Here is an 11,710-nt window from a genome sequence, read left to right as displayed (position 1 = left end):
CGGAGGTGTGACGGAGGTTAAAAGTGGTCAGCAGTGGCTACTTCCCGCCCTTGCGGTCGAAGAAGCTGCGGGCCTCGTCGTTGCCGGCGGGGACGGCCGAAGCAGAAGCGGTGGTGGCCGTGACCTCGGCCAGCCCGGCGTCATCGAAATCGGCGCCATCCACATCGGCTTCCGTGAGCTTTCCGTCGGTCTGGGCGGTGAGCTTTCCGTCGGGCTGGGCGGCGGGCTGGGCGGTGACCGCGGCAGTGGCAGCGTCACTGGCCTGTCCACTGGTCCGGGCCGACTGCACGAAGCCGCGGAAAACCAGCCCGGCGATGGCCGCACCGACCACCGGTGCCACCCAGAAGAGCCACAGCTGCCCGAGCGCGTCCGGGCCGCTGAAGATGGCCGCCGCCGTTGCCCGGGCCGGGTTGAACGGCACATTGCCGAGGGCCTGGCCCAACTGCAGGAGCATCGCCGTCGTCAGGCCGACCGCGACGGGCGCAGCCGCCCTGGCCGGATTCCGGCGGGCGGTCGTGGCAAGGAAGATGGCCACGAGCAGTGCCGTGCCGAGGACCTCCACGAGCAGGACGCCTGCCATGGGCACCTGGATGATCGAGTGCTCGCCGAATCCGGCGGCCACGGTGGCGAATGCGCCCTGGGAGTCGTTGATGGTCGGCACGGTGCGCAGGACGCCGTACAGGGCGACGGCCCCGAGCACGGCGCCCACCAGCTGCGCGCCGATGTAGGCGGCGGCGTGGGCAAGCCGGATCCGGCCGGCGATGGCGTTGCCCACGGTGAGGGCAGGGTTGAAGTGGCCGCCGGAGACGTAACCGACGGCGAGCATCGCCGCCGTCAGGGCCAGGCCGGCGGCCAGGGCGGCGGGCAGCGGGCTCGACTGCGGAATGGTGAAGAGCGGCACGCCCAGGCCCGCAACCACGACGATCAGGGTCCCCAGGGCCTCGGCGGACAGCCGGGCCACGAGCCCGGGCCGGGGCGGGACGTCGCTGGCGGCCGGTGGCTGGACGTCAACGGAGTCTGGGGCTGGCACAAGCAGGGTCATGGTCAGGATTCCTTTGCTGGCGGCGCGCCCAGGGGCTGCAGTTGCGGCGTCGCTGGACCGCCGCCGGGTTCGTGGTCCGGGGCGGCCTCGGCCGCCTGGGAGAATGGGTCCGCCAGCAGTCTGCCAGCGCAATCTGGATGTTGGCTGGATTCCGGCTGGGTGCCCGTTCCGGGCCGCGGCTCAGTGCCTCAGTTCAGTGCCCCAGGGCCACCGCGGCTACGGCGCTGGCGGCCAGGACCACGACGGCGGCGGCGGCCCAGCGCAGCAGCGTCGCCGGCGGCGCAGCGTTGGACCGCCGGAGCTCGCGCCCGCGGACCAGCACGCACACGCCCAGGACCAGCGTCGCGGCCATGGCGGCCAGCGCGCAGATGCCAAGGAAATCAACGGGACCTACAACGCCGCCCCGGGATCCTGCGAGCGCCCAGCTGCGCCAGACCAGCAGGTCCGCCACGATGAGGGCCAGCAACGTCCGGCGCCAGGCCAGGGAGGTCCGCTCGGGCTGCAGCCCGGGGTCCCTGGCCGCAGCTGGCCTCACCGCGCCACCAGGATCAGGACCGCGAACACCAGGGCCGCAGCCGCGACGCCGATGGTCATCACCAGCATCACTCCGGAGAACGGCAGCTCCCTGTTGTTCCGCATGGCAGCCTCCATGAGACCCCACCGGTGGTAGGACAGGGCGGCCAGGCCAGCGCCCAGGAACGCGAGGATGACGCACAACACGATCCGCACGGGTCCGGGCGCGATCTCCGGGGCCAGCTGGTCGATCGCAAGGGCTCCGGCAATCAGGGCCAGGGACGTGCGGATCCAGGCCAGGAAGGTCCGCTCGTTGGCCAGGGAGAACCTGTAGTCGGGGGTGGTCCCGGTCTTCCGCCACGCTGGTTCGCGCATTCGTTTCCTCCGCTGCCCGGCGGTACGGCGCCGGCGGTTGCCTCGTCTGACCGCTGGACGGGTCCTACCAGCACCCTACCGGCCTTCCGCATCCGCCGCCGCCCGGCCCCCAGGCGGCGGCGCTAAGTCCCCGGCGGGCGCCGGCATTGCGGGGTGCGGTGCAGCGCCGGGTAAATTTGAGGGCATGAGCACCGAGCCCGGGACCAGCCCCGCACCCGCCCCAACACCCGGCCAGCCGCACTCCCCTGCCCACGGCTCGCGCATCCACGGCTGCCTGCTGGGCGGCGCGCTCGGAGATTCGCTGGGCTACGCCGTCGAGTTCGACAGCATTTCCGCCATCCGGGCCCGGTTCGGCCCCTCGGGCCTGCAGGATTTTTCCGCGCTCGACGCCGGCAGCCCGTTTTCGGACGACACGCAAATGACGCTGTACACCGCCGACGGCCTCCTCGAGGCGCTGGAATGGGCCAACGACGGCGTGGCGGCGGACATCAACGCGTGCCTGTGGCTCGCGTACCTGCGCTGGCTGGGCACCCAGGGCGTCGCCGTGCCGGCGTCGGCCCCGTTCCAGCCGCCGCGCTGGATCGATGCCCAGGATGTCCTGAAGAGCCGGCGCTCACCCGGCAACGCGTGCCTGAGCGGACTCGCCACGGGCGAGATGGGTACCGTGAAGCGGCCGGTCAATCCGGATTCGAAGGGCTGCGGCACCGTGATGCGGTCGGCGCCCTTCGGCCTGATCCCCCACCTCGAAGCGGAAACGGTCTATAAGCTCAGCGCCGATGCCGCGTCCCTGACGCACGGCCACCCCGCGGCACGGCAGAGCGCCGGAGTTTTCAGCCTTCTCATCCATGCCCTGTCCTCCGGCCACGGGCTGCGCGAAGCGGCGGAATCGGCCCTCGGGCAGCTGCTCGGCGGCATCCTGCGCAAGGGCGAAAATCCGGATCCGGAGGTGGTGGCGCGGCTGGAGGCGGCCCTGCGGTTGGCCGGAGACCTGCCCGGCGGAGACGTGCTCAGCCCTGAGGGCCTGGTCGGCGAACTCGGCGAGGGGTGGGTGGCCGAGGAAGCCCTTGCCGTCGCGCTGTACGCCGTGCTGGCCACAGCCCCGGGAACCGGGACAGGAACGGGGACGGCGGACGCCGGCGCTGCCGAGGCCGATCCCGCCCAGGCCCACTTCCGTGCCGCGATCGCGGTGGCGGTGAACCACAGCGGGGACAGCGATTCGACGGCGTCGATCGCCGGGAACATCCTGGGCGCGTTCTACGGCGAGCGGTGCCTGCCGGCAGACTGGCTGGCGGCCCTTCAGGCGCCGGAGGTCATCCGGGGCATGGCCTCGAAGCTGGCCGCCGTCACTGGCTCATAGCTTCGGCGGGCAACTGTCAGCCGGGCCCCTGCACGCCAGGCGTCGAGTCTCCGGCATTTGCGCAGTGCAGCCGGCTCCGCTTGGAAGCAGCGGCCCGGCCTGTCCGCGGGACATGCCCCGTACCTCCCCGCTGCGATGGACATGTCCATCCCCGGCCGCTGCATCCTCAGGACATGCCCATTTCTGGCGGCTAGGACTGGGCATATTCCCACTTTGTCCACCCGTCAGAGCCTCCGGAGGCCATGTCCGGTCGCCCCCGCTGCGAAGGACATGTCCATCCCCGGCCGCGGCATCCTCAGGACATGCCCATCTCCGGCGGCTAGGACTGGACATATTCCCACTTTGTCCACCCGTCAGCGCCTCCGGAGGACATGTCCGTCACTGATGGCCGCTTCGGCGGAGCCCTGGTGCTCCGGACCTAAGCGCCCCGAGTCCTAGGCGCCGCGGAGCGAGATGTTGTTGCAGGCTTCGCAGACGTCCTCGGGGATGAGCCCGCGGCGCTGCAGGAAGCCGAAAATGGTGCAGCCGAGGCAGAACCCGGCGAACGCCTCAAGGGACGCGGCGGCGATCAGCACGGCGAGCAGCACCCACGCCGCCGGCGCGAGGCCGGCGGCCAGCAGCACCGCCGACGCCGTCGACACGGCAGCGCCGATGCCCTGGGCGAACCGCTTGGGCGGACCGGGAACAAGACGGGTCCGCCCAAGCCAGGGCGTCAGGACCTTGACCGAGAGCTGGGCCAGGGGCGAGATCCGGGGACCGAACAGCACGCGCAGCCAGAAACCGGCCGCGATGACGGCGAGCCCCCAGCCGAAACCGGTCAGCAGGGTCACGGCGGACAGCGCCACCACCAGGGCTGCGGTGATGCGGGCGGCGTACTCATTCACCGGGTTCGGAAACGCGAACACCCGATGCCAGTCAATTCCGCGCGTCGCCGGTGCTGACTTCGCGGGCGCCGACGACGCCGAGTCCGCCGGCATTGACGCCGACGGCGCCGACTTGGCCGGCGCTGTGGGGGCCTGTGCATCCGTGGGTTTGCTCATCCGCCAAGGCTACGAGCGGGCGCGCCGTGGGAGGAATGATTGTTGCGCCGTGTGACTGCCGGGCCAGGCAGGACCCGGTCAGCCAGGACCGGGTCAGGCAGGACCGGGTCAGGCAGGACCGGGTCAGGCAGGTGCGGCAGCCAGATGTCCGCCGACCATCTGGAGGAATTCGCCCTCGGACAGGACCTCGATCCGTTGCCCGCGTTCGTGCAGTTCCAGGACACGGCGCGCCTTGCCGGTCAACCGGCCGGAGCGCAGGTCCGCGGCCACAAACCCGTCGCCCACCACCAGAACGGTGGTACGGGCTGTCACCCGGCTTTCGGGCCTGGCGCCAAGCTCCGCGGAACGGACCTTGGCAACGGGGCGGGGAATTGCCAGTTCGCCGGTGAACACGACGGTCTGGCCGAACAGCGGGTGGTCGGGGCTGGCGGCGGCGTTGGGTGTCGGGTTGGGGCCTTCCTCCGGCCACCCGGCCACGAAGCGCCGGCCCGGGGGCGAGCCGGCGGTTCCCCCCGCGAGCGCCTCCATGGCGGCCAGGGTGGCCTTGGACAGCGGGTCGCGCCGGGGGTCGAACGCCGGCTGGTGGGACACCGTCAGGCCGAGGGACAGGTACAGTTCCGCGATGCTTGCTRCCCCGTTGCGGGCCGCGATGTCGATCAGGATGCCGGCACAGGCGCGGGCGTCCTCGGCGGCATCGTGGTGGTTGAGCAGCGGGACCCCGGCCTCCTCGGCGGCGTAGGGCAGCGAATTGGACACCAGGGAGTAGCAGCGCCGGGACAATATCACCGTGCAGACGTAGTCGTAGGCCGGTCCGGACAGCCCGGACACCTCCAGGCCGGAGCGGATCACACCGAGATCGAACCCTGCATTGTGGGCCGCGAGCACGTCGCCGCCGATGAACGCGCCGATCTCCGGGAACAGCTCCCCGAACCGGGGCAGTCCCGCCACCTGGTCCGGCCGGATGCCGTGGATCCGGACGTTATGGGGATCAAATGTGTCATGGTTTTCCGGTGGCCGCATGAGCCAGGAGGCTTCCTCTACGACGACGCCGCCGCGGACCTTGCTCAGGCCAACAGCGCACGGTGAACCGCGGAAGCCGTTCGCGGTCTCAAAGTCGATCGCCGTAAAGTCCAAAGTCACGGCCCAACTTTACCGCCCGCGGACGGACCCTCCCGCACCGGACCGGCCCCCGGGGCTGGGCCCCCGGGCCTGCAGTCTGCCGTCAAGTACCCTTAACAGGTGAACGTACTAGCAATGAGCGACCTCGCCGTGTCCGCCCTTGGCGGCGCCGGCCCCGTCCAGCCGCACCTGGCCTCCTTCCTGCCGGACTGGCTCAACCCGCAGGTTTTCCTGGCGAATCCGGCCTTCGCGCCGTGGGTGGTCCTGCTTGTCTGCGGCATCATCTTTGCCGAGACCGGGCTGCTGATCGGATTCTTCCTGCCCGGCGACTCCATGCTGTTCACGGCCGGGCTGCTCGTGGCCACCGGCACCATCCAGGTCAACATCTGGGTCCTGACCGCGCTCATCATCGTCGCCGCGATCATCGGCAACCAGGTGGGCTACCTGATTGGGTCCAAGGCGGGACCCGCCCTGTTCAACAGGCCCAACTCCAAGCTGTTCAAGCGTGAAAACGTGGATAGTGCGCATGCGTTCTTCGAAAAGCACGGCGGCAAGGCCCTGATCCTGGCCCGGTTCGTTCCGATCATCCGCACCTTCGTCCCGGTGATCGTGGGCGTCGCGCAGATGAGCAAACGCAAATTCTTCACCTACAACGTGATCGGCGCGGTGCTGTGGGGCGGCGGCGTCACGCTCCTCGGTTACCTGCTCGGGGACAAGGTCCCGTGGGTCAAGGACAACCTGGACATCATCTTCATCGCCATCGTGCTGGTCTCCGTGATCCCGATCGCCATCGAGGTTGTCCGCGGCACGATCGCCAAGCGCCAGGCCGAGAAGTACGGCACCGACGTCGTGGACGAATTCATCGAAGAGCACGAGCCGGAAGAAGAACGCCGGACCCCGTAGCGCAGTGCCGCAGTAAATGTAGCGCAGCGCCTCAGTAAATGCAGTGCCGCAGTGAACGCAGCAGTTAACAAGGAAGGCGCCCCACCGAGTGGGGCGCCTTCCTTAGTCCTGAGCCTGGCCGGGCCGGCTACTTCCCGGCCAGGGCCTCGACGATGGCCGGCAGGAGCGCCCTGAACGCATGGCCCCGGTGGCTGATGGCGTTCTTCTCCTCGGAACTGAGCTCGGCGCAGCTGCGGTCCAGCCCGTTCGGCTGCAGGACGGGGTCATAGCCGAAGCCAGCCTCCCCGCGCGGCTCCCGCAGGAGTGTCCCTTCCAGCTGCCCGTATTCCACGACTTCCCTGCCGCCGTCGGGCGAGGATCCGGGCACCGCCAGCGCTGCCGCGCAGACGAACGCGGCCCCGCGGTACTCGTCCGGCACGTCGGCCAGCTGGGCGAGCAGCAACTGCAGGTTCGCGGCGTCGTCGCCGTGCCGGCCGGACCAGCGGGCCGAGAAAATCCCGGGCGCGCCGCCGAGGACGTCCACAGAAAGCCCGGAGTCGTCGGCGATCGCCACGAGCCCCGTGGCCTCTGCCACCGCCCGGGCCTTGAGCAGCGAGTTTTCAGCGAAGGTTACGCCGGTCTCGGCGACGTCGGGGGCACCGACGGCGCCGGCGTCCACCACCTGCGTGTCGACGTCGAGCCCGGGAACCTGGCCGCGGAGCAGCTCACGCAGTTCCCGGAGCTTGCCTTTGTTGTGGGTGGCGAGGACGAGCCGCGGGCCCGGGCCGTCGGCTTCCGGCCGGTCCGCGAGGGGCGTCTCCGTCACGGGGCCTCCGCCAGGGTGTCGCGCTGGATCGCGGCGAGCTGCTCCGTGCCCAGCAGCGCCAGGTCCAGCAGCTTGTTCAGCTCGTCGCGGTCGAACGGTGCGCCCTCGGCGGTGCCCTGGACTTCGACGAACTTGCCGGAGCCTGTCACCACGACGTTCATGTCGGTCTCGGCGCGCACGTCTTCGACGTAGGGCAGGTCGAGCATCGGGACGCCGTCGATGATGCCGACGGACACCGCGGCGATCGTGTCGATCAGGGGCTGGGCGTTGCGGGCGATCATCTTCTTCTCGCGGGCGAACCGGATGGCGTCGGCCAGTGCCACGTAGGCGCCGGTGATCGCCGCGGTGCGAGTGCCGCCGTCAGCCTGCAGGACATCGCAGTCCAGCACGATCGTGATCTCGCCGAGGGCCTTGGTGTCGATGATGGAGCGCAGCGAGCGGCCGATCAGCCGGGAGATCTCGTGGGTGCGGCCGCCGATTTTGCCTTTGACGGACTCACGGTCGGACCGGGTGTTCGTGGCCCGGGGCAGCATGGCGTACTCGGCCGTGACCCAGCCGCGGCCCTCGCCCTTGAGCCAGCGCGGCACGCCTTCGGTCAGGGAAGCCGTGCACAGGACCCGGGTGTTGCCGAACTCGATCAGGGCCGAACCCTCGGCCTGCTTGGACCAGCCGCGCGTGATGCTGATCGGGCGCAGCTGGTCGGGGGTACGGCCGTCGGCGCGGATGACGGGGACACTGGGAGCTTGGGAAGTCATGCCTTTAGCTTATCGACTCACCCGCCCCGGCCCGCGCGGGCGGCCAGCGCGCGCTAGACGGTGTAGTGCACACCCGCGACGGCGACGGCCACGTCCTTGCCGAAGATCTCCTTGGCCTCGGCCATGACGGTGGTCGGCGACGTCCAGACGGGAATGTGCGTCAGCAGCAGCCGGCGCGCGCCGGCGGCGACGGCGGCCTCCCCCGCCCGCTTGCCCGTCAGGTGCACGTCCTTGATCCCGTCGTCACGGCCTTCCTCGAACGCCGCCTCGCACAGGAAGAGGTCGGCGTCGCGAGCGGCGTCCTCCAGGCCCGCGCAGGAATCCGTGTCCCCGGAGTAGCTCAGGACGCGGGTCACGGGCGTGCCGTCCTTGGCGGGCTCGGTGACCTCCACGCGGAGGGCGTAGGCCTCCTCAACGGGGTGGTTCACCGCGTAGGGCGTCACCGTGAACGGGCCGACGCTGACTGGCTTGCGCTCGGACCAGTTGCTGAAATCGAATTCCTCGTGCATGCCCGGATCCAGGTCCAGCCCGTAGGCCGTGGCCATCCGGTCGGCCGTCGCGGCAGGCCCCCACACCGGAATCCTGCCCCGTCCCCAGCCGCCCGGCTTCCAGCGCACGGCAACATGGAGCCCGCACAGGTCCATGCAATGGTCCGGGTGCAGGTGGGTGAGGAAGATCGCGTCAATGTCCTCCAGGTCCGTGTAGCGCTGGATGGCGCCGAGCGCCCCGCTGCCGAGGTCCAGGACGATCTTCCAGTTCCGCTCGCCGTCGTTGGCGGTCAGCAGATAGCACGACGCCGGCGAGCCCGGCCCCGGGAAGGAGCCGGTACAGCCCACGATGGTCAGCTTCACAGCCGTGGTCCTCCGCCCGCGGATCCGCCCACAAAGTTGGAGATCCGCGGCCCGCCCGTGCCGGCCCGGGCGGCGGCGATCATTTCCGGGGTGATCCGGGCGAGGCTGCCGGTGGGGTACTGCGCCGCGACGTGGTCCACGTGGCGGACACTGAGGACTTCGGGGCCCAGGAAGCGCCGGGCGAGGTGCTCAAACTGGGCGGCGTCGCCGGTGGCGATGAAATTGTGCTCCGGCGCCGCGGTGTCCGTGCGCTCCAGGCCCCGGGAGGCCAAAGCCCGGTAGACGTCCTTGGCCGTCTCCTCGGCGCTGGAAACCAGCGTGACGTCCTCGCCCATAACGAAGGAGATCACGCCGGTGAGCAGCGGGTAGTGGGTGCAGCCGAGCACCACGGTGTCTACCCCGGCGGCAATGAGCGGTGCCAGGTAGTCGCGGGCGACGGCGAGCAGTTCCGGTCCGGTGGTAATCCCGGCCTCCACGTACGGCACGAACGCCGGGCAGGCCACGGACGTGATCTCCAGGTCCGGGGCCGCGGCGAAGGTGTCCTCGTAGGCGCGCGAGCCCACCGTGGCCGAGGTCCCGATCACGCCCACCCGGCCCGTCCGGGTCGCCGCGACGGCACGCCGCACGGCCGGCTGGATCACTTCGATCACGGGGATCCCGTAACGGGCTGTGTACCGTTCGCGGGCGTCACGCAGCACGGCGGCGGACGCGGAGTTGCAGGCGATGGTCAGCAGTTTCACGCCGGAATCCACGAGCTCGTCCATGACGCCGAGGGCGTTGGCCCGGACTTCGGCGATGGGAAGGGGGCCGTAGGGGCCGTGCGCAGTGTCACCGACATACAGGATGGATTCGTTGGGCAGCTGGTCGATGATCGAGCGGGCCACCGTGAGGCCGCCGACGCCGGAGTCGAAGACGCCGATGGGGCGCGATGCCAACCCGGCATTTCCGGCGCTGCCCGCTGCGGTCTCCGCCGCAGCTGGCGCTGCCGGATCCGTATTTGATGCTGAAGTCATGATTATTCGAGGATAGGGCTTCACTACAGGCGCGGCCATCACATTGTGTCCTGCAACTCGTGTCTGATGGGTCACACCGGTTTCCGGCGGATGGGCAACGCGGGGAAGACCCCTGCTCATCGGTGGCAGCCTGCCGCTGTCCCCGCCCTGTATGCTATGGGCGCCGTCGAGATATCGGGGGCGACCGTCGTGCCCCCACGATGGACGAAACAGCGAAAGGACCGCATATGACATGCGACGGCTGCACGACGTCGTCACAGCTCGACTTTGATTTCAGCATGGCCTTCCAACCGATCTATGACGCCGTTGCTGGTCGCGTATGGGGCTACGAGGCACTGGTCAGAGGCTTGTCGGGCGAGGGGGCTTTTCACGTCCTGTCCAGAGTCGCACCTGAGCAGAAGTACCGTTTCGACCAGGACTGCCGCGTCAAGGCAATCGAGCTGGCATCGCGGCTGTTTCCTGCCGGTGAGGGCTTGATTCTCTCCATCAACTTCATGCCGAACGCGGTCTACGAACCGGCTGCGTGCCTTCGTGCGACGCTGCTTGCAGCCAGGCGTTGCAGCTTTCCGACGTCGTCGATCATGTTCGAGTTCACGGAGAATGAGGAGGTTTCCGACACTGCCCACCTCACGAACATCATCACCGAATACCGCAAGCATGGTTTCACCACCGCCATCGACGACTTTGGTGCCGGTCATGCAGGGCTGGGGCTCCTGGTCGATTTCCAGCCAGACCTGATCAAGATCGACATGAAGCTCATCCGGGGAATCGACACCAGCCCGGCCCGCCAGGCTGTCGTTGCTGGCATCGTCGGCATCGCCAGGGAGCTCGACATCACGGTGCTCGCAGAGGGCATCGAGACGGAGGCGGAGTTCCGGATTCTGAAGGAAGCCGGCATCCGCTTGTTCCAGGGATATTGGTTCGCAAAGCCGGCATTCGAGGAGCTTCCGCAGATACAGTCCGTGCCTGTTTCTGACGCCACCGCTGTCGCTTAGCGGCCCTACCTATCGAGCGAGTGCACCATGGCCTGGACCAGCGACTCCTGCAGCCACGTGGTGAAGTTGTACACCAGGGCCAGGTAGCTTTCGACGTCCTCGGCCTGGGCCCAGTCCTGCATGAGGTGGATGTTGTCGGCGTCGGCATCGTCACGGATGTCGAGGCGTTCGGCCAGCACCAGCCGGACATCGTTGAGCGCGGTGGCCCAGTGCCGGGCGTCGTCCGGGGTCAGGACGAGGTTGTCCCGGTCCAGGCTCAGTGCGGCCGCCTTCAGCGCGCCGATCTTGCTTTCGCGCAGCGACCGCTCGGTGTAACGACGGAACTCCAGGGAGGCGTCGTCGTCGTTCTTCATCACGTTCGGCAACAGCCGCCGCATGGCGCGGTCCGAGGGTTCGCGCGCTTCGGTGTCCAGACCCACCAGGGCCGCCAGCGGGTCCTCGTTGGCGCGCTGCTCCGGCTCCAGCATGGAGATGACGTCATCGAAAAGGCTGCGCAGCAGCTCCCGCTCGGCCGGCTCCAGATGGCCCTTGATGCCCTTGAGCCCGTACTTGAATGCCTTAGCCACGTTTTCCCTTGCCTTTGCCGGAACCGCCGGCGTTGCCGCCGGCGGCCTTTTCCACCGTCGCCCAGAGTCCGTAGCCATGCATCGCGACGGCGTGCTGCTCCACCTGTTCCTTGCTGCCGTGCGCCACGATCGAGCGGCCCTTCTTGTGGACTTCCATCATCAGCTTGTTCGCCTTGGCCTCCGAGTAGCCGAAATAGCTGCGGAACACATAGCTCACATAGCTCATCAGGTTCACGGGATCGTTCCAGATCACGAGGTTCCAGGGGACGTCCGGGGCGGTCAGGACGTCGCCGGACGTCACTGTTCCGGTCTGGGTACTCTCCCGTGTGTCGGGGCCGAGCGCAACGCTGAGGGTCATCTGTCCATTCTATGGGGA

General features: G+C 69.0%; 14 protein-coding genes. 3 read left to right on the top strand and 11 right to left on the bottom strand.

Annotated elements, in window-relative coordinates:
• Positions 1 to 37 precede the first annotated feature (37 nt).
• From AC1D1A_RS01055 to AC1D1A_RS01045, 3 genes are all read right to left on the bottom strand, one after another.
• Complete coding sequence (locus tag AC1D1A_RS01055; protein ID WP_476946935.1) at positions 38 to 1,042, bottom strand: MIP/aquaporin family protein; 1,005 nt, start codon at positions 1,040 to 1,042, stop codon at positions 38 to 40.
• A 193-nt stretch (positions 1,043 to 1,235) separates the two neighbouring features.
• Positions 1,236 to 1,577, bottom strand: a complete 342-nt coding sequence (locus AC1D1A_RS01050; protein WP_230012221.1) for a DUF202 domain-containing protein — start codon at positions 1,575 to 1,577, stop codon at positions 1,236 to 1,238.
• Complete coding sequence (locus tag AC1D1A_RS01045) at positions 1,574 to 1,930, bottom strand: YidH family protein (protein ID WP_018775740.1); 357 nt, start codon at positions 1,928 to 1,930, stop codon at positions 1,574 to 1,576. Before AC1D1A_RS01045 ends, AC1D1A_RS01050 begins: the two co-directional genes overlap by 4 nt.
• A gap of 184 nt (positions 1,931 to 2,114) precedes the next feature.
• Between AC1D1A_RS01045 and AC1D1A_RS01040 the strand changes: the two genes are divergently transcribed.
• Positions 2,115 to 3,287, top strand: a complete 1,173-nt coding sequence (locus AC1D1A_RS01040; protein WP_476946934.1) for an ADP-ribosylglycohydrolase family protein — start codon at positions 2,115 to 2,117, stop codon at positions 3,285 to 3,287.
• Positions 3,288 to 3,721: 434 nt separating this feature from the next.
• Here AC1D1A_RS01040 and AC1D1A_RS01035 read toward each other — a convergent pair whose 3' ends face one another.
• The gene (locus AC1D1A_RS01035) at positions 3,722 to 4,264 is read right to left on the bottom strand and encodes a DUF4395 domain-containing protein (protein WP_223916168.1); all 543 of its coding nucleotides are present in this window, start codon (positions 4,262 to 4,264) and stop codon (positions 3,722 to 3,724) included.
• A gap of 186 nt (positions 4,265 to 4,450) precedes the next feature.
• Positions 4,451 to 5,467, bottom strand: coding sequence for a 3'-5' exonuclease (locus AC1D1A_RS01030; protein ID WP_476946933.1), 1,017 nt, complete (start codon positions 5,465 to 5,467; stop codon positions 4,451 to 4,453).
• A gap of 114 nt (positions 5,468 to 5,581) precedes the next feature.
• Between AC1D1A_RS01030 and AC1D1A_RS01025 the strand changes: the two genes are divergently transcribed.
• A complete protein-coding gene (locus AC1D1A_RS01025; protein WP_476849009.1) occupies positions 5,582 to 6,349 on the top strand; it encodes a VTT domain-containing protein in 768 nt (255 codons plus the stop codon).
• 127 nt (positions 6,350 to 6,476) lie between these two features.
• Here AC1D1A_RS01025 and rdgB read toward each other — a convergent pair whose 3' ends face one another.
• Genes rdgB through murI form a run of 4 tightly spaced genes read right to left on the bottom strand, consistent with a single transcriptional unit; the run spans position 6,477 to position 9,773 of the window.
• Positions 6,477 to 7,154 (bottom strand): RdgB/HAM1 family non-canonical purine NTP pyrophosphatase, encoded by a 678-nt coding sequence (gene rdgB / locus AC1D1A_RS01020; protein WP_476946932.1) that lies wholly within the window; start codon positions 7,152 to 7,154, stop codon positions 6,477 to 6,479.
• The gene (gene rph, locus AC1D1A_RS01015) at positions 7,151 to 7,909 is read right to left on the bottom strand and encodes a ribonuclease PH (RefSeq protein WP_028276043.1); all 759 of its coding nucleotides are present in this window, start codon (positions 7,907 to 7,909) and stop codon (positions 7,151 to 7,153) included. Before rph ends, rdgB begins: the two co-directional genes overlap by 4 nt.
• A 53-nt stretch (positions 7,910 to 7,962) precedes the next feature.
• Positions 7,963 to 8,760 (bottom strand): MBL fold metallo-hydrolase, encoded by a 798-nt coding sequence (locus AC1D1A_RS01010; RefSeq protein WP_223915988.1) that lies wholly within the window; start codon positions 8,758 to 8,760, stop codon positions 7,963 to 7,965.
• Positions 8,757 to 9,773, bottom strand: a complete 1,017-nt coding sequence (gene murI / locus AC1D1A_RS01005; RefSeq protein WP_476887893.1) for a glutamate racemase — start codon at positions 9,771 to 9,773, stop codon at positions 8,757 to 8,759. Before murI ends, AC1D1A_RS01010 begins: the two co-directional genes overlap by 4 nt.
• Before the next feature lie 200 nt (positions 9,774 to 9,973).
• Between murI and AC1D1A_RS01000 the strand changes: the two genes are divergently transcribed.
• Positions 9,974 to 10,768 carry an EAL domain-containing protein gene (locus AC1D1A_RS01000; protein ID WP_476887892.1) on the top strand — a complete coding sequence of 265 codons (795 nt, stop codon included), beginning with the start codon at positions 9,974 to 9,976 and terminating at the stop codon, positions 10,766 to 10,768.
• Between the two features lie 5 nt (positions 10,769 to 10,773).
• Here the strand turns inward: AC1D1A_RS01000 and AC1D1A_RS00995 are convergent, their stop codons facing one another.
• Positions 10,774 to 11,334, bottom strand: a complete 561-nt coding sequence (locus AC1D1A_RS00995) for a DUF2017 domain-containing protein (protein WP_223915995.1) — start codon at positions 11,332 to 11,334, stop codon at positions 10,774 to 10,776.
• Positions 11,327 to 11,692, bottom strand: coding sequence for an ATP-dependent Clp protease adapter ClpS (clpS, locus tag AC1D1A_RS00990; protein WP_459385189.1), 366 nt, complete (start codon positions 11,690 to 11,692; stop codon positions 11,327 to 11,329). The genes AC1D1A_RS00995 and clpS overlap by 8 nt, the downstream gene beginning before the upstream one ends.
• Positions 11,693 to 11,710 lie beyond the last annotated feature (18 nt).

The organism is Arthrobacter sp. P1_B9, from assembly GCF_056406495.1.
Note: the sequence above shows the minus strand (reverse complement) of the source record. Positions and strands in the feature narration are given on the sequence as shown.